We start from the raw sequence: 16,560 nt of genomic DNA, 5'->3' as shown, positions 1-16,560 counted from the left end.
AGAAGAAGGCGTCCCCTCTCCGGAGGGGGCGCCTTCTTTGTTGTCCGGCTCGATCAGGCGGGCAGCATCGCGCGCTCGATGTCGGCGAGGAAGCGCACGATCGCGCGCAGCTCATCATCGGTGTAGGCGTCCGCAGCGTCACGCATCCGCTGGAGACGCTCGCCGAAGTGGCGACGGAAGGTGACCCGCGCTTCATCCGTGAGCGCCACGATGCGGGCGCGGCGGTCATGCGGATGCGGCTTGCGGACGAGGTAACCGGCGGCCGTCAAACGGTCGAGCAGCTTCGTGGTCGACGCCGTCGAGATGGCGAGGTGGGTGGCGAGATCGTTCGGCTTGACCACCTCCCCGTGCTGCTCGCGGATGATGAGCATCCGGAGCGCGGCGAGGTCGGTCGTGTTCATGTCCATGTCACCGCGCATACCCGCGTACATTCGATCCAAGGAGTCGGAGAACGCGCGGATCGCTTCGAGGGCGCTCATCACGATGGCATCGCGCTCACTGCCCGGAACCCATGGATTGGCCACCATTGGACACCTCCTCGCTCGATAGGTAGCATGACGATTGATTGCTAGATAATCTAGCAAAGTACGGAGGACCTGTGTCAGACATCGAGTACGTCATCCTGCTGGACGACGACGGACGCGACATCGGCACCGCTCCGAAGGCAACGGTCCACGGTACCGACACGCACCTCCATCTGGCGTTCTCCTGCCACGTCTACAACTCGCGCGGCGAGCTCCTCGTCACCCGCCGCGCCCTGAGCAAAGCCGCCTGGCCGGGCGTGTGGACGAACTCGTTCTGCGGGCACCCGGGCCCTTCGGAGTCGATGGTGGATGCCGTCCACCGCCGCGCGGCGCACGAAGTGGGGCTCACCCTCCGCGACGTCACCCTCACGCTGCCGCAGTTCCGCTACCGCGCCGTCGACGCGTCGGGAATCGTCGAGAACGAGATCTGCCCGGTGTACGTCGCCTACACGGACGACGAACCCCGCCTCAACCCCGACGAAGTCGCGGAGGCGCGCTGGGTCGACCCCGCCGACCTGGACACGTCGATCAGTGCCGCCCCCTGGGCCTTCAGCCCGTGGCTCGTCCTCCAGGCGCAGCAGCTCGAGCTGGTGCCAGACGCCCGCAGGAGAGCCTCGTGATCGCCCTGTCATCGATCGCCCGACGCGAGATCGATGACGCTCTCGAGGTCGCACTCGACCGCCTGCGCATCCGATCGGCCGCCCTCGGCGAAGCCTCCGCGGCGCTCGGCGAGGCGACCGCGACATCGGCCACCGGTGGCAAGCGCCTGCGGCCCGCGCTCGTGGTCGCCGCGTTCGAGGCGTTCGGCGGCGACATCCGACACTCCCCCGGGCTCTGGCGCGTCGCCGCGGCCTTCGAGCTGCTCCACGCGGCGTTCGTGGTCCACGACGACCTGATCGACGGCGACGTCGAACGGCGCGGCATCCCGAACGTCGTCGGACGGTTCCGTGAACGCGCACACGCCCTCGGCGGCGACCACGACGATGCGAACCTGCTCGGCGCAGCCGCGGCCGTCCTCGCCGGCGACCTGCTGCTGTTCGAGGCGACGAGGCTCATCGCGACCGCGCCCGTCACCGCCCCCCATCGGGCTGCCCTCTTCGTCCTCCTCGACGACGCTCTCCTCGTCTCCGCGGCGGGCGAACTCGCCGACGTCGAGCAGACCATCGGCGCCGACCTCCCCCCGGCCGACTCGCTCATCCGCACGGCACGCGACAAGACGGCGTTCTACTCCTTCCAGGCTCCCCTCGCCGCAGGCGCACTGCTGGCGGGGGCGAGCGACGACGAGCGGGCCGCCCTCGAATCGGCCGGGTCCGCGATCGGGGTCGCCTTCCAGCTCGCCGACGACCTCATCGGCACCTTCGGGTCGCGCGCCGAGGCGGGACGCGAACCGGGGGCGGACCTCCGTGCGTCCAAGCGCACCCCGCTCATCGCCATGGCGGCCGAGACCGAGGCCTGGCCTCGCATCGCCTCCGCCCTCGCGATGGCGCCGACCGGGCCGATCGCGATCGCCGAAGCACAGCGCGAACTGGCCGCCAGCGGCGCGCGCGAGCGAGCGGTCGAATTGATCGCCGACACCCTCCGTTCGGCGCGCGGCCGTGCGGCGGACGCCTCGCTCCCCCGCGACGCCGTCGTCCTCCTCGCCGCACTGGCCGCCGCCGTCGAGGACCGCATCCCCCGATGACCGACACGCTCTACGACGAGACCGCGACGGTGGCGGCGGCATCCGTCATCCGTGCCTACTCGACCTCGTTCGGGCTCGCGACGAATCTCCTCGGCGGACGCGTGCGCCCGCACGTGCGGAACGTGTACGCCCTGGTGCGCGTTGCCGACGAGATCGTCGACGGAGCGGCCGAGGCGGCCGGCGTCCCGCTCGACGAGCAGCGGAACGTCCTCGACGCACTCGAGGCCGAGACCTACGCCGCGATCGCGCGGGGGTTCAGCGCCAACCTCGTCGTCCACGCCTTCGCGCGGACCGCCCGCCAGTGCGGGATCGCCCGCGTGCACATCGAGCCGTTCTTCACCTCGATGCGCACCGACCTTGAGCAGGCCCAGCACGACGACGCCTCGCACGACGACTACGTCTACGGTTCCGCCGAAGTCGTCGGGCTCATGTGCCTCCAGGTCTTCGTCAACGCGGGATCCGCCGCGCCGCGCGACCCGGACCCGGCCCTGGTGTCCGGCGCGCGCCGCCTCGGGGCCGCCTTCCAGGACATCAACTTCCTGCGCGACCACGCCGACGACGCCGGCCGCCTGGGCCGGGACTACCTCGGCGTCGACGGGGGCGCCGCGCGACGCGAGCAGGTCCTCGCACGCATCGATGCCGACCTGGATGCCGCGGCCGCGACGATCCCGCTCCTGCCCGCGGACTGCCGCGTCGCGGTCGCGACCGCGCACGGCCTGTTCGCCTCGCTCGCCGACCGCCTGCACCGCACCGCCGATCTGGACACGAGGGTCCGCGTCCCGAACCCCGTGAAGGCGGCGATCGCGGTCCGCGCGGCCGTCGCCCACCGCACCGTCCTCCCCGCCCGACGACCCTCCCGGAGGTCCCCCGCATGACCCGCCGCATCGCGATCATCGGAGGAGGCATCACCGGTCTCGCCACCGCTGCGCTCCTCGCCGACCGAGGCGACGAGGTCACCGTCTTTGAGGCGCTCGACGACGTCGGCGGGCGCGCCGGCAGCTGGGAGAAGGACGGCTTCCGCTTCGACACCGGCCCCAGCTGGTACCTCATGCCCGAGGTCTTCGATCACTTCTTCGCTCTGCTCGGTACCACGGCCGCCGAGCAGCTCGACCTCGTGCGGCTGGATCCCGCCTACCGCGTGTACCACGAGGGCGAGAGCGAGCCCTTCGACGTCGTCTCGGGACGGGATGCCGCCGTCGCCGCGTTCGAGGCCCGCGAGAGCGGCGCCGGCGAGAAGCTCGCGACGTACCTCGACTCCGCCGGCGAGATCTACGACCTCGCGGTCTCGCGCTTCCTGTACGACCCCTACGTCTCGCTGAAGGGGCTGACCCACCCCGACGTGCTGAGCAAGCTCGGCACGCTGCTGCCGCTCCTCCTGCGCCCCCTGTCGACGCACGTCGAGAAGCGGTTCGCCAACCCGGTCCTGCGACAGGTCCTCGGCTATCCGGCGGTCTTCCTCGGGGGCTCGCCGTACGACGCGCCGAGCCTGTACCACCTGATGAGCCACCTCGACCTCGACGACGGCGTGCTCTACCCCCGCGGCGGCTTCGTGCAGATCATCCGAGCGATCGCCCGCCTCGCCGAAGAGCGCGGCGCGGTCATCCGCACCGGCAGCCGCGTCGAGCGGATCATCACCGTCGGCGATGTGGCCACCGGCGTCCGTCTCGCCGATGGCACCCGCATCGAGGCGGACCACGTCATCTCGACCGCCGACATGCACCACACCGAGACCGCGCTGCTTCCGCCGGAGCTGCGGTCTCGCAGCGACGCGTGGTGGGACAAGCGCGTGCCGTCCTTCGGAGCGCTCCTCATCCTCCTGGGCGTCGAAGGCGAGCTCCCCGAGCTCGAACACCACACCCTGCTGTTCACGAAGGACTGGAAGGCGAACTTCGACGCAATCTTCGGCGCGGAGCACGCCGGTGCGATCCCCGACCCCGCCTCGTTGTACGTCTGCCGGCCGAGCGCCACCGATGACGACGTGGCGCCCGCCGGCCACGAGAACCTCTTCGTCCTCGTCCCCATGCCCGCCGCTCCGGAGCTCGGACATGGCGGAGTCGACGGCGCCGGCGACCCGGCGATCGAAGCCGCTGCGGATGCCGTCATCGCTCAGATCGCGTCGTGGACCGGTGTCGCCGATCTCGCTGATCGCGTCCGGGTGCGCCGGACCATCTCGCCCGGCGACTTCGCCGCCGACTTCGGTTCGTTCCGGGGCGGTGCGCTCGGCCTCGCTCACACCCTCGGGCAGTCGGCGATGTTCCGCCCGGGGCTGCGCTCGAAGGTCGATGGCCTTCTCTACGCCGGTCAGACCGTGCTCCCCGGCGTCGGCCTCCCGATGTGCCTCATCTCGGCCGAGCTCGTCGTGAAGCTCCTCGACGGGGACGTGTCCACCGGACACCTTCCCGAGCCGCTCGCCTCGGAACGCTGACGGCGGTGCCCGGGCTGTACCTGGGCGCCCTGATCCTCTCGGCGCTCGGTGTGATCGCGATCGACCTGAGGCACCGCCTCGCAGTGGCCGCCGACCCTGGTCGCAGCCTGCTGCTGATCGCCTGCGGTACGGCGTTCCTCCTCGTGTGGGACCTGGTGGGCATCGCGGCCGGCGTCTTCGTCCGCGGCGACAGTCCTCTGCTCGTCGGCATCGATCTCGCCCCCCACCTGCCTCTCGAGGAGCCGGTCTTCCTGGCGTTCCTCTGCCACCTGACGCTGGTCGTCCACGCCCTCGTCACGCGGAGACGCACGCGAGCACGGAGCCGGGACGCCGCATGACCTACCCGCTGATCGTCCTCCCGTTCGTCGTCGTCACCGTTGTCGTGACCCTCTTCTCGCTCCGCCGCCCGCAGCGACGAGAGCGCCTGGTCGCGTCGCTGTGGACCGCCGGCATCCTCGTCCTCCTGACGGCGGTGTTCGACAACGTGATGATCGCCGCCGACCTCTTCACCTACCCCGAGGAGCACATCAGCGGCATCCGCGTCGGCCTCGCCCCGATAGAGGACTTCGCCTACCCGCTGTGCGTCGCCTTCCTCCTCCCGGCGATCGGTGCGCTGCTGCCCGAGAGGAGGGATGCCGCGTGACGCCCCTCCGCTTCGCCCGCCAGCTCTTCGTGTCCTCCCGCCCCGTGAGCTGGATCAACACGGCATATCCGTTCGCGGCGGCGTATCTGCTGGCCGCACGCGAGATCGACCTCGTCCTGGTCATCGGGACCATCTTCTTCCTGATCCCGTACAACGTCGCGATGTACGGCATCAACGACGTGTTCGACTACGAGTCCGACCTGCGGAACCCGCGCAAGGGCGGAGCGCACGGAGCGATCCTCGAGAAGAGCCTGCACGCCCCCACCCTGTGGGCGTCGGGTCTGCTGGGTCTCCCTTTCGTCGTCTTCCTCGTGCTGTCGGGCCCACCGTTGTCGTGGCTCGTCCTGGGGCTCAGTCTGCTCGCTGTCGTCTTCTACAGCGCGCCGCCCCTCCGCCTCAAAGAGCGCCCCTTCGCGGATTCGGTGACGAGCAGCATCCACTTCTTCTCGCCCGCCGTGTACGCCCTCGTTCTGACCGGCGCGACGTGGACGCCGCAGCTCGTGCTCATCATCGTGGCGTTCGCGCTGTGGGGTGTCGCGTCGCACGCGTTCGGCGCCGTGCAGGATGTCGTCGCCGACCGCGAGGCGGGGATCTCATCGATCGCCACCGCGCGCGGTGCGGCGTGGACGGTGCGGTTCTCGCTCGTCGCCTACGCGGCGTCGGGCGTTGCGATGCTCGGGACCGCGTGGCCGGGACCGCTCGCCGCGATCGTCGCGCTACCGTACCTCGCCACCGTGTGGCCCTACCGCTCGGTGACCGACGCGGATGCCGCCTCCGCCACCCGCGGCTGGGACCGGTTCCTCTGGCTCAACCAGTTCGCCGGATTCGTGGTGACACTGCTGGTGATCTGGTGGGGGCTGTTCCTGTCGTGAACCGCCCCCACCAGATCAGCGGGATCACTCCCCGTCGAGCTGGATGAGCCTGTTGATGATGTCGGTGAGCGCCTTGTCCTGCTCGCCGTAGGCGGCCCAGTCGCCCTTCTGCATGGCGTCGTCACGCGCCGTCATGACCTGACGGGCCTGCTGCAGGAGGCGGGCGATCTCGTCGCCGACACCCGCGGGGGGCGTCTCGTTCTGTCCGCCGCCGGGCGTCGCGCTGGGGCTCGGCGACCCGCTCGGCGAAGGCGACGGCGTCGTTCCCTCATCGCCGGTCGTCGCGCCGGAGTCGCCGCCGAACAGCTTGTCGAGCGCTTCCTGCAGGGTGTCCTCGAAGGCGACCTCGTCACCGAACGCGACGAGGATCTTGCGGAGGGCGGGCAGCTGGGTTCCGCTCGACGCCTGCACGAAGATCGGCTGCACATAGAGCAGACCGCCACCGACGGGGAGGGTCAGCAGGTTGCCGTTGCGGACCTCGGACTGACCCTGTCGCAGCAGGTTCACCTGCTGCGCGATGGTCTCGTTCGAGCTGAAGGTGTTCTGCACCTGACCGGGGCCGGGCACCGAGACATCCGCGCTGATCTCCAGCATGCGGAGCTTGCCGTAATCGGGGTTCTTCTCGCCCTTCGTGCCGCCGGCGTTGGCGTCGACCGCGAGGTAGCCCATGAGCACGTTGCGCTCCTGATCACCCTCTGCCGCCGGGATGAAGGACGTGAACATCGAGTAGGTCGGGTCCTGCTGGCCCGGCATCTGCATCGTCAGGTAGTACGGCGGCTGCAGGTTCGACTGGGTCACCGGGTCCTGCGGCGTCCGCCACGCGTTGTCACGGCGGATGAAGGACTGCGCGTCGTCGACGTGGTAGGTCCCGAGCATGGCGCGCTGCACCTTGAACAGGTCCGTCGGGTAGCGCACGTGGCTCATCAAGTCGCCGGACATCTCGCTGATGGGGCGGAGGGTCGACGGGTAGATCTTCTGCCAGGCCTTCAGCATCGGGTCCTGGTCGTCCCAGGCGTAAAGCTTGACCGAGCCGTCGTACGCATCGACGGTCGCCTTGACCGAGTTGCGGATGTAGTTCACGTCGTCGAGCGCGACGCTCGGGGCGCGGTTCGTGGTGTCGGAGATCGCGTCCCGCAGGCTCACGATCGACGAGTACGGGTAGTTGTTGCTCAGCGTGTAGCCGTCGATGATCCAGACGACGCGGCCGTCCACGACGCTCGGGTACGGATCGCTGTCGAGCTCGAGGTAGGGCGCCACCTTCTGGACACGATCGCGCGGGTTGCGGTCGTAAAGGATCTGCGAGTCGTCGTTGATCCCGTCGGAGAACAGGATGTCGGTCGACTGGAACTTCAGCGCGTACAGCAACCGGTTGAAGGCGTTGCCGATGTTCGGGCCGCCGTTGCCGGTGAACGTCGTACGGGTCTGACCGGCGCCGTCCTCGCCACGCGGGTAGTCGAGTTCGACGGGGTCGCTGCCCTTCGGGGCACCGACGATCGAGTAGGGCGGCGACGACTCGCCGAAGTAGATGCGGGGCTCGTACTTCGACTCGTTGGTGAGGTCGCCGGAGGTCGGGATGCCGCGCTCGAGGAAGACGGGATCGCCGTCCGCGGTGCGGTCGTTGCCCTTGGCCGCCACGACACCGTAGCCGTGCGTGTAGACGAGCGTGTTGTTGTACCAGGACTGGGCGTTGCCCAGCTGGTCGAGGTTCAGCTCGCGGACCGACACGACGGCATCCTGCATCTTGCCGTCGATCTCGTACCGGTCGACGTCGAGCGGGTTCTGGAACTGGTAGTACGAGCGGTACTGCTCGAGCTGGCGCACGGTGGGTCCGATGATGGCAGGGTCCATGATGCGCAGCGACGCGGTGGTCTCGGCGTCGGCGCGGAGCTGACCCTTCTCTGCCGTGGTGACCGCCTCGTACTCGGTCTTCTCGAGCCCGTCGATGCCGTAGGCGAACTTCGTCGCCGCGAGGTTGCGGTCGACGTAGGGCGCCTCGTAGGTCTCGAGGTTCGGCGCGACCTGAAACTGGCTGACGGCCCACGGGTAGGCGACGCCGACGACGAGGGAGGAGACGATCAGCAGCGCGGTTCCGATGAGCGGGAAGCGCCACCGGCCGATGATGGCCGTCACGACGAACAGCGCGGCGACGATCGCCGCGGCGATGGACAGGATTGCGAGACCCGGGATGACCGCGTTGACATCGACGTAGCTGGCGCCGGTGAACCGGTCGCCCTGTGTCGTGAGCGTCTTGAACCGGTCGAACCAGAGGCTGACCGCCTGTACGGCGAGATACAGCGCAGCGACGATGGCGAGCTGGATGCGGGCCGCCTTGGAGATGCGGAGTTCGCGCTGCCCGACGCGCACCGAGCCGTAGAGGTAGGCGACGACGACGGTCACGAGAAGGCAGATCAGCAGCACTGCGGACGTGAAGCCGAGCACGACGCTGTAGAACGGCATCTGGAACAGGTAGAAGCCGGTGTCGAGGCCGAACTGCGGATCCTTCTGACCGGTGGTGACACCGTTGGCCCACAGCCAGGCGGTCTCCCACTGCGCCGAGGCGGCGAAGCCCGCGAAGAAGCCGAAGAAGACGGGGATGCCCCACATCGCCAGGCGTCGGAGCGGCTCGACGACCTCCTGGTAGTGATCGAGCTGCGAGCTCAGTCGGGCGTACACCGGCCGGAGACGGTACGCGAGCTGGATGGCTGCGAAGACGGGGGCCGCCATCGCGACGAACCCGATGACGAACATGACGACACGGGCCGTCCACTGCGTCACCAGCACACTGTCGTAGCCGAGCTGCTTGTACCACTGCCAGTCCGTGTACAGGCTGGCGAACGCGAAGAACGCGATCACCAGCACCACGAGGACTCCGACCGTGATGGCGATCGTGCGGCGAACGGGGTTCGGAGGGGTGGACGTGGCCGGTCCGGCAGGTGTCGAGGTCACACTCTCATCCTAGGCGGGGCCGACTCGCGGACGGCGGCGGCGGGATGCGCTCTGGGCGGAATCGCAGGGGCGCTGCGGACTCAACCGGCGGCGCACACGGGGAGCTTGTCCACGCCCGTGCCGGTGCGGATCGCGTCGAGGGCTGTGAGCGAGTCGTCGAGGGTCGAGACGGGGACGACGCGCAGGCCGTCCGGGATGTGGCCGACGACCTCGTTGCAGTTCTTCTCCGGGGCGAGGAAGTAGGTGGCCCCGGCATCCTTCGCGCCGTAGAGCTTCTGACGGATGCCGCCGATCGGCCCGATCGTGCCGGTGGCGTCGATCGTGCCCGTTCCGGCGACCTGCTTGCCTCCGTTGAGCTCGCCGGGAGTCAGGGTGTCGATGATCCCGAGGGCGAACATCTGGCCGGCGCTGGGCCCGCCGATCCGGTCGAGCTGGATCTTCACGTCGATGGGGAAATCGAAGTCCCGCGAGGTCGTGATCCCGATGATCCAGACCGTGCCGTCCTTCGTGGTGGTGCGCGAGGGCGTCACGGTGACCGTCCGCTCGGCACCGTTCCGGCGGATGACCAGTTCGACGGGCTGACCTCTCCGCTCGTTGATCAGGGATCGCAGCTGCGCGGTGTCCTCGATCGGCGTGCCGCTCGCCGAGACGATCTCGTCGCCGACCTCGAGGATGCCCTTCGCGGCGGAGTCGTCGCTCAGTGCGCCGACGCCGACGTGGGCCCCGACCTCGTACCCCAGTTCGGTGAGCGCGGCGGCCGTGGCCTCCTTCTGGGAGTCGACCATCAGCGCGGCGTTCTCCTCGTTGCGCTGCTCGGTCGTCGTCCCCGCCGGGAACACGTCGTCGATGGGGAGGACGGCTTCGCCGGGATCGAGCCACGCCTTCGCGAGCTCGAACCAGGACGGCGTGGTCTCGCGGTTGCCGACGACCTGCACGGTGGTGAGGTCGAGGGCGCCCGCGGTGGGGTACGTCTTCGCACCGCTCACAGAGATGAGGGGGACGTCGTCGCCGGACGCGTTCTCGGCCGACCCCAGGGTGTTGACGACCGGTCCCTGCCGCTGGATCACGAAACCGGTGGGGAGGAAGCTCAGGATGAGCAGGGCGACGAGCGCCACGACGAGAGCCCAGACCCCCGCGGAGAAGCGACGGGAACGGCGGGACGGCGGGGCGGCAGCCGGCTCGGCGGCGTTGTCGAAGAGCGACACGCGGGTCCTTCCTCCGGCGCTCGTTCGCGGCCGGCGTACACGGGACGTCTCCCGCTCGGACCGGGCGGAGAAAACCTGCCACTAGCGTAGAACGAGACGTCTCACCCCTGCTGAAAGGCGCCTGACATGACCGATCCCTCGGACGACGATCTGCCCGGCGACGACGACCTCGCCGAGATGCTCCGACGCATGCTCAGCGGTCAGGGCGGAATCGACCCCGAGCAGCTCCGCCAGCTGTCGGGCATGGGCATCGACCCCGCGATGATGCAGAACATCATGCGCCAGTTCCAGGCGGCGATGGCCGGTGACGGGGACGACGACGGCCTCGACTGGTCCGCCGCGAAGACCCAGGCCCTGCACATCGCGAATCAGGACGGGCTGGGGATCACGGCAGGGTCGCGGACCGAGTTCGATCAGGCCTTCGCCCTCGCCGCGCTGTGGCTCAGCGAGGTGACGGCGATCGCCGAGCTCGCGCAGGCTCCGCAGCCGATCACCCGCGGCCAGTGGGTGGAGGCGACCCTCCCGGTGTGGCAGGAGCTCGCCGAGCCGGTGGCGACGTCGATCAGCGACGCGCTCATGGCAGCGCTCGAGTCGCAGACGCCCGAGGAGATGCGTTCGGCCATCCAGGGCGCGGGACGCCTCATGCGCCGCGTGGGCGGCGCTCTGTTCGCGTCGCAGCTGGGTGCGGTGATCGGACGCCTGTCGCTCGAGGTCGTGAGCGGTGGCGACGTCGGCATCCCTCTCATGCCCACGGGGGACGCGGCGATCCTGCCGCAGAACTTCGCGGACTTCGGCCGCGACCTCGAGATCGAGGAGGACCAGCTCGCGCTCGTGCTGGCCACCCGCGAACTCGCCCACGCGCGACTGTTCCGTCACGCGAAGTGGCTGCGCCTGCATGTCATCTCACAGGTGACCGACTTCGCGCGCGGCGTCCACGTCGACACGGACGCCCTCGAGGACCTCGCCTCGCGGTTTGATCCGTCCGCCCCCGAAGAGCTGAAGGCGGCCATCGAGAGCGGCGCCCTCCTCCCCCAGCGCTCCGAGGCGCAGGTCGCCGCCCTGACGAGGCTCGAGAACCTCCTCGCGACCATCGAGGGCTGGGTCGACGTCGTCACCGCCGACGCGACCGCGCGCGTGCCCTCCGCCGACCGCATCGCCGAGGCCGTCCGCCGCCGCCGCGCCGTCGGCGGGCCCGGCGAACAGGCGATGGCCTCCCTCGTCGGCCTCGAACTGCGTCCCCGTCGACTGCGCGAAGCCGCCGCCATGTGGCGCGCGGTGACGGATGCCGTCGGTCCGACGGTCCGCGACCGCCTCTGGGATTACCCCGACCTGATCCCGACGGCTGAGGACATTGACGATCCGGCCGCGCTGGTGGCACGGCTGCAGGCGAGCGAGCGCGGCGAGGAGCCCGAACGCGATGCGTTCGACGACGCCCTCGCGGCCCTCTTGGACGAGGAGGCAGCCGCGGAGCATCCGACGGATGCGGCTCCTGCCGACGACGAGCCAGACGAGCCGGATGCGCCCGGCGAGGACGGCCCGACGGGGCCGCGGCCCGTCTGATCCCCGAGCCTCCTCCACAGCGGCTCTGAGGCCTGTCCTCAGCGTTCGCCTGTGGACGGCCCCGGCGGACGCGGGGACGCGACGTCAGAATCGCGGCATGCTGCGTCTCGCCCCCTCTCATCCCCCGCTGTGGCGGACCCCGACCAGCGTCCAGCTCGGGATGGACGACGAGCGACCGCTCACCGGTCTGACGCCGTGGCAGGAGCGTCTGCTCGATGCCCTCGTGAGCGGCATCCCGGATGCACGGCTCGCGCCGCTGGCGCGGGAGCTCGGTGCGACCGACGACGAAGCGGATGCGTTCCTGCGTCGCATAGAGAAGGCCCTCGCTCCCGAGGCGGCGCCCGCACCGGCCGTCCGGGTCGAGCTGCCGGCCGATCTGCGCCACGAGGACGAGACCACGCTCGTCGGCGGGATGCAGGCCGCGGGACTGGACGTCGTCGACACCGCCCGATGGCCTCTGCCGACGGCGCCCGAACCGATCGTCGTCGTCGCGTCGCGCCTGGTCGATCCGCATCGCGCCGCGCGGCTCACCGCGAACGACATCCCCCATCTTCCGATCGAGCTGTCGGGCGACCGTGTCGTCGTGGGTCCGTTCGTCGTCCCCGGGGAGACCGCCTGCATCGCCTGCGTCCACGCGTATCGGCGCGATCGCGACCCCGATTGGCCGCTCGTGGCGGCGCAGCTGCTCGCGCGACCGTCGGTCCCCACCGACCCGCTCCTGCTGGTCGAGGCGGCGACCCTCGCGGCCCGAATGCTGCGCAGCGGCGCGGTCGGACGCTCCGTCGTCCTCAGCGCCGCGGACGGGGTGCGCGAGAGCCGCGAACACCGCCCTCACGCAGGGTGCCTCTGCCGATCTCCTGAAGGAATCTGGAGCGCTGACGCTCCCGGTTCCCCGACCGCTGCGCCCACGACAGCGACAGCGTTCGCGCGGCCCGCGTGACGCCCACGTAGGCGAGACGCCGCTCCTCGTCGATCTGCTCGAACGTCGTCGCGTACGAGATCGGGAGGAGCCCTTCGCTGAGACCCATGAGGTGGACGTGGGGCCATTCGAGGCCCTTCGCGGCGTGAAGGGTCGCGAGGGTGACGGTGCGCATCGCGGGTTCGTGCTGCGCCTTGGCGCGGGCGGTGAGCTCGTCGGTGAAGCCTCGCAGCGTGGTCCCGTCGGGCGCTTCCTCGGCGAGGCGGAGCACCGCGGCCCGCGCTTCCCAGGCCTCGCGCAGCGCGCCGCCGGCGGGGGGTGCCTCGTCGGTCAGTCCGAGCGATCGCAGGACGTCGCGCACCGTGGCGATGAACGAACCCGACAGCGGCGCGACGGAGGCACCGCGGAGGGCCATGAGCGCCTGGCGCACCTCGGGGAGGTCCCAGAACCGCTTACCTCCGAGGACCGTCGCCGGGATGCCGCGGCTCGAGAGGGCGGCCAGGAGCGGGGCCGACTGCGCGTTCAGCCGGTAGAGCACGGCGACGTCGTGCGGGTCGACACCTTCCCGGAGCTGCGCGGCGATCCGGTCCGCGATGCCGTTCGCCTCGGCCGCGTCGTCCTCGTAGGACGTCACCTCGGGCGAGGGGCCGGCGGGCGCCGGTGTCACGAGCTGCAGGGCGCCGGGTCGCCCGCGCATGAGCTCGTTCGCGACGGCGAGGACCGCGGCATCCGATCGGTAGTTGCGTTCGAGGCGGACGACGGTGACGTCGTCGTCGCGCTCGGCGAACTCGAGCAGGTAGCGGGGGTCGGCGCCGGCGAACGAGTAGATGGTCTGGCTCGCGTCGCCGACGACGCACAGATCCTTGCGATCGCCCAGCCACAGCTGCAGCAGGCGGTGCTGCACGGGCGAGACGTCCTGGTACTCGTCGACGGTGAAGTGGCGGTACTGCTCGTGAACGGCAGCGGCGACGCGCGGCTCGGATTCGATCATCCCGGCGCAGGCGAGCAGGACGTCCTCGAAATCGAGCTGGCGACGCTCGTCCTTCAGCTTCTCGTAGGCGCGCTGGAGGCCCACGAGGGGGTCGATCGACAGCCCGGGGATGCCGCCGGGCCGAACGTCGGCGTAGTCCTCGATCGAGCGCATCGTGACCTTCCGCCACTCGATCTGGGAGGCCACATCGCGCAGCGTCGAGGCATCCAGTCGTAGACCGATCCCGTCCGCCGCGTGCGAGAGGAGCTTCACCTTGCTGTCGACGATCGCCGGCGCGGTGTCGCGTGCGACCTGAGGCCAGAAGAAGTTCAGCTGGGCGAGGGCCGCGGCGTGGAAGGTGCGGGCCGCGACGCCCTCGACGCCGAGTGCTCGGAGCCGGCCCCGCAGTTCGCCGGCCGCCTTCGTTGTGAAGGTGACCGCCATGACGCGCTGCGGCGAATAGGCGCCGGTGTCGACGCCGTGCGCGATCCGGTGGGTGATGACGCGCGTCTTCCCCGTGCCGGCGCCGGCGAGGACGCACACCTGACCGCGGAGGGTGCTCGCCGCCTCGCGCTGGCGGTCGTCGAGGTCGGCGAGCGGGTCCGCGCTCACTCCCCGACCCATCGGACGATGAGGCTCCGGGCGATGGAGGCCGGCCCGGGAAGACGGATGTCGCCGCCACCCGCCAGAGCCTCGCGGATCTCCGCCCGGGTGAACCACCGCACGTCGAGGATCTCCTCGCCGTCGGGACGGGCTTCATCGTCGGCGACGGCGAAGGCGGTGAAGCCGAGCATGAGCGAGCGCGGGTACGGCCACGCCTGCGATCCGCGGTAGACGATGCGGTCGAGGCGGACGCCCGCCTCCTCGGCGACCTCGCGCTCGACGGTGGTCTCGAGCGACTCGCCGGCCTCGACGAACCCCGCGAACGTCGAATAGGTCGGGATGTCGCCCCACGCGGCGTTCCGCCCGAGCAGCAGACGCTCCCCGTCCGAGCTCGCGACGGCGACGATCACGGCGGGGTCGGTCCGGGGGAAGTGCTGGCGACCGCAGACGACGCACCGGCGGGACCAGCCCGCCTGCCGGATCTCGGTCGCCCCGCCACAAGCCGGGCAGAACGGGGCGTCGAGCAGCCAGCGACCGAGGCTCAGCCCCTGCACGAAGCGGCCCGCCTCGTCGGCGTCGAGATCGCCTCCGACGACGCGCAGACTCCCCCACCCCGCGGCATCCACCGTCGGCTCGTCGGCTTTCGGCGACACGGCCGCCACGGCGACCGCGCGGTGCTGGGAATCGCGGCCGAGGAACGCCCAGACGGCGTCACCGGGAACGGCCTCGGGGGTGAGCCAGCGCAGCGCCGAGTTCTCGTCGAGCGGCGCGCGGTCGCCGTGAAGCAGCAGCACGCGCGTGTCGCGATCCGCTCGGATGCGGGTGAGCAGACCTTCGTCGAGCCGCTCTTCGGCTGCACGGTCGATGACCGCTCGCGCCAGGGGCGGCGGGACGTCCTTCGTCGTCATCGAGGACCTCTCTTGCGGGCGTGGCGTGGGGGGCGCGGGGCCGTGCCCCGCCTACCCTGGGGGGCATGGCACGCTCTCCTCTCACTCTAGCCGCGGCCGCCACGGCGGCTCTCTCGCAGGCGTCGGGTGTGCGCACGAGCATCACGGGTGCGGCTGCACTCAGCGAAGACGTCGGCCACCGGTACGACAGCGCGCTCCTCCACCTCGACGACGGCACCCGGCTCGTCGTCCGCGTTCCCGAGAGCGACGAGGCCGAGGCGGACGCCGTCCGCGAGACGACGGCGCTCGGCGCCCTCACGCCCGGAGTCCGGGCCATGCTGCCCTTCCGAGCCCCCGAGACCCTCGGGACCTCCCGCGTCGGCGGCCGCACGGCGCGCGTGCAGACCTACCTCGCCGGTTATCGGGTGGACGCCGCCCACGTCCCGCCGGGGCGCGGCGTCGCAACCGCCATCGCGGCCGCCATCGCCGGCATCCACGAGCTCCCCACCTCCATCGTCCACGGCACGGGCCTGGCCGCCCGCACGGCCGCGCAGGTGCGGGCGGACACCGAGCGTCTCCTGGACCGCGCCGAGTCGACCGGACGACTGCCCTTCGGCCTCCTGCGACGGTGGAGCCGGGCTGTCGCGCTGGATGCGCTGTGGAACCTCGAACCCACCGTCATCCTCGGCGGCGTCGATCCGGCATCCTTCACCCTGACCGACGTCGAGGGGGTTCCCACCGTCGCCGGGCTACTCCACTGGGGCGGGCTGAGCGTCGGCGACCCCGCGGAGGATCTGCGCTGGGTCGCCAGCGCACCCGACGCCGCCGCGGACGTCGTCGTGGCCTACGCCGCGGCGAGCGGGCGCGCCCCCGACGCGATGCTCGCCGAGCGCGCCCGGCTGCACGCCGAGCTCGAGTTCGCCAAGTGGCTCGTGCACGGTCACGACACGGCGTCGGAGTCGGTCATGACGGATGCCGTGGCCCTCCTCGAGTCCCTCGACGAGAGCGTCCGCGACGAGGCGCCGATCGGATCGGGGACCGTCAGCATCGACGACGCCCTGGCCGCACTGGGGCGCGTGCCGGCCAGCACCACGGGGGCCATCGACACCTCCATGCAGACCGATGCCTACGACCCCGGCATGCTCGACGGGTACGAGGACGACGATGCGGCGCCGGCAGCATCCGTCGTCGACCAGGAGACCGAGGCCCTCGAGTTCGGCGACTGGGCGGGTGCACAGGCGGAGACCCCCGCCGAGGAGAGCGACCCCGACGACGCCGCGAAGAACGCGCTCCGCCGCTGGACGGGAACCGCCTGACCCGCCGCC

Annotated in this window: 14 protein-coding genes; 9 read left to right on the top strand and 5 right to left on the bottom strand. The window is 70.7% G+C overall.

All coding sequences use genetic code 11. From position 1 onward, the window contains the following. Window positions 1-53: 53 nt before the first annotated feature. On the bottom strand, window positions 54-527 hold the full coding sequence (locus H286_RS0103515; RefSeq protein WP_018188239.1) for a MarR family winged helix-turn-helix transcriptional regulator: 474 nt from the start codon (window positions 525-527) through the stop codon (window positions 54-56). Between the two features lie 71 nt (window positions 528-598). On the opposite strand from H286_RS0103515, the gene idi reads away from it, so the two are divergent. Genes idi through H286_RS0103480 form a run of 7 tightly spaced genes read left to right on the top strand, consistent with a single transcriptional unit; the run spans window position 599 to window position 6,145 of the window. After that, window positions 599-1,144 (top strand): isopentenyl-diphosphate Delta-isomerase, encoded by a 546-nt coding sequence (idi, locus tag H286_RS0103510; RefSeq protein WP_018188240.1) that lies wholly within the window; start codon window positions 599-601, stop codon window positions 1,142-1,144. Continuing rightward, complete coding sequence (locus tag H286_RS0103505) at window positions 1,141-2,205, top strand: polyprenyl synthetase family protein (protein ID WP_020097126.1); 1,065 nt, start codon at window positions 1,141-1,143, stop codon at window positions 2,203-2,205. The genes idi and H286_RS0103505 overlap by 4 nt, the downstream gene beginning before the upstream one ends. Further along, window positions 2,202-3,080: a phytoene/squalene synthase family protein gene (locus H286_RS0103500; protein ID WP_018188242.1), complete on the top strand. Its 879-nt coding sequence runs from the start codon at window positions 2,202-2,204 to the stop codon at window positions 3,078-3,080. Before H286_RS0103505 ends, H286_RS0103500 begins: the two co-directional genes overlap by 4 nt. Beyond that, window positions 3,077-4,630 (top strand): phytoene desaturase family protein, encoded by a 1,554-nt coding sequence (crtI, locus tag H286_RS0103495; RefSeq protein ID WP_020097125.1) that lies wholly within the window; start codon window positions 3,077-3,079, stop codon window positions 4,628-4,630. The genes H286_RS0103500 and crtI overlap by 4 nt, the downstream gene beginning before the upstream one ends. 5 nt (window positions 4,631-4,635) lie before the next feature. After that, window positions 4,636-4,968: a lycopene cyclase domain-containing protein gene (locus H286_RS0103490; protein ID WP_020097124.1), complete on the top strand. Its 333-nt coding sequence runs from the start codon at window positions 4,636-4,638 to the stop codon at window positions 4,966-4,968. Then, window positions 4,965-5,273, top strand: a complete 309-nt coding sequence (locus H286_RS0103485) for a lycopene cyclase domain-containing protein (RefSeq protein WP_020097123.1) — start codon at window positions 4,965-4,967, stop codon at window positions 5,271-5,273. Before H286_RS0103490 ends, H286_RS0103485 begins: the two co-directional genes overlap by 4 nt. Then, window positions 5,270-6,145: a prenyltransferase gene (locus tag H286_RS0103480; protein ID WP_020097122.1), complete on the top strand. Its 876-nt coding sequence runs from the start codon at window positions 5,270-5,272 to the stop codon at window positions 6,143-6,145. The genes H286_RS0103485 and H286_RS0103480 overlap by 4 nt, the downstream gene beginning before the upstream one ends. 24 nt (window positions 6,146-6,169) lie before the next feature. On the opposite strand, the gene H286_RS0103475 is transcribed toward H286_RS0103480, so the two are convergent. After that, a complete protein-coding gene (locus H286_RS0103475; protein ID WP_020097121.1) occupies window positions 6,170-9,091 on the bottom strand; it encodes a UPF0182 family membrane protein in 2,922 nt (973 codons plus the stop codon). Window positions 9,092-9,171: 80 nt separating this feature from the next. Continuing rightward, window positions 9,172-10,296 (bottom strand): YlbL family protein, encoded by a 1,125-nt coding sequence (locus H286_RS0103470; protein WP_020097120.1) that lies wholly within the window; start codon window positions 10,294-10,296, stop codon window positions 9,172-9,174. 126 nt (window positions 10,297-10,422) lie between these two features. On the opposite strand from H286_RS0103470, the gene H286_RS0103465 reads away from it, so the two are divergent. Next, a complete protein-coding gene (locus H286_RS0103465) occupies window positions 10,423-11,856 on the top strand; it encodes a zinc-dependent metalloprotease (RefSeq protein ID WP_020097119.1) in 1,434 nt (477 codons plus the stop codon). Between the two features lie 788 nt (window positions 11,857-12,644). On the opposite strand, the gene H286_RS0103460 is transcribed toward H286_RS0103465, so the two are convergent. Both H286_RS0103460 and nudC read right to left on the bottom strand, forming a co-directional pair. Next, window positions 12,645-14,357 (bottom strand): ATP-dependent helicase, encoded by a 1,713-nt coding sequence (locus H286_RS0103460; protein ID WP_020097118.1) that lies wholly within the window; start codon window positions 14,355-14,357, stop codon window positions 12,645-12,647. Then, a complete protein-coding gene (gene nudC, locus H286_RS0103455) occupies window positions 14,354-15,256 on the bottom strand; it encodes an NAD(+) diphosphatase (RefSeq protein WP_020097117.1) in 903 nt (300 codons plus the stop codon). The genes H286_RS0103460 and nudC overlap by 4 nt, the downstream gene beginning before the upstream one ends. Window positions 15,257-15,321: 65 nt before the next feature. Here nudC and H286_RS0103450 point away from each other — a divergent pair, with 65 nt between their 5' ends. Continuing rightward, window positions 15,322-16,551, top strand: a complete 1,230-nt coding sequence (locus H286_RS0103450) for a phosphotransferase (RefSeq protein ID WP_231370877.1) — start codon at window positions 15,322-15,324, stop codon at window positions 16,549-16,551. The last annotated feature ends 9 nt before the right edge of the window (window positions 16,552-16,560 follow it).

Origin of the sequence: Microbacterium sp. 11MF (genome assembly GCF_000383475.1) — a bacterium.
In the GTDB taxonomy this organism is placed as follows: domain Bacteria; phylum Actinomycetota; class Actinomycetes; order Actinomycetales; family Microbacteriaceae; genus Microbacterium; species Microbacterium aquilitoris.
Note: the sequence above shows the minus strand (reverse complement) of the source record. Positions and strands in the feature narration are given on the sequence as shown.

Excerpts from the sequence above, each read along its gene's own strand:
- H286_RS0103500 (WP_018188242.1), top strand. The coding sequence starts at position 2,202 with ATGACCGACACGCTCTACGACGAGACCGCGACGGTGGCGGCGGCATCC.
- crtI (WP_020097125.1), top strand. The coding sequence starts at position 3,077 with ATGACCCGCCGCATCGCGATCATCGGAGGAGGCATCACCGGTCTCGCC.
- H286_RS0103465 (WP_020097119.1), top strand. The coding sequence starts at position 10,423 with ATGACCGATCCCTCGGACGACGATCTGCCCGGCGACGACGACCTCGCC.
- nudC (WP_020097117.1), bottom strand. The coding sequence starts at position 15,256 with ATGACGACGAAGGACGTCCCGCCGCCCCTGGCGCGAGCGGTCATCGAC.
- H286_RS0103515 (WP_018188239.1), bottom strand. The coding sequence starts at position 527 with ATGGTGGCCAATCCATGGGTTCCGGGCAGTGAGCGCGATGCCATCGTG.
- H286_RS0103485 (WP_020097123.1), top strand. The coding sequence starts at position 4,965 with ATGACCTACCCGCTGATCGTCCTCCCGTTCGTCGTCGTCACCGTTGTC.
- H286_RS0103450 (WP_231370877.1), top strand. The coding sequence starts at position 15,322 with ATGGCACGCTCTCCTCTCACTCTAGCCGCGGCCGCCACGGCGGCTCTC.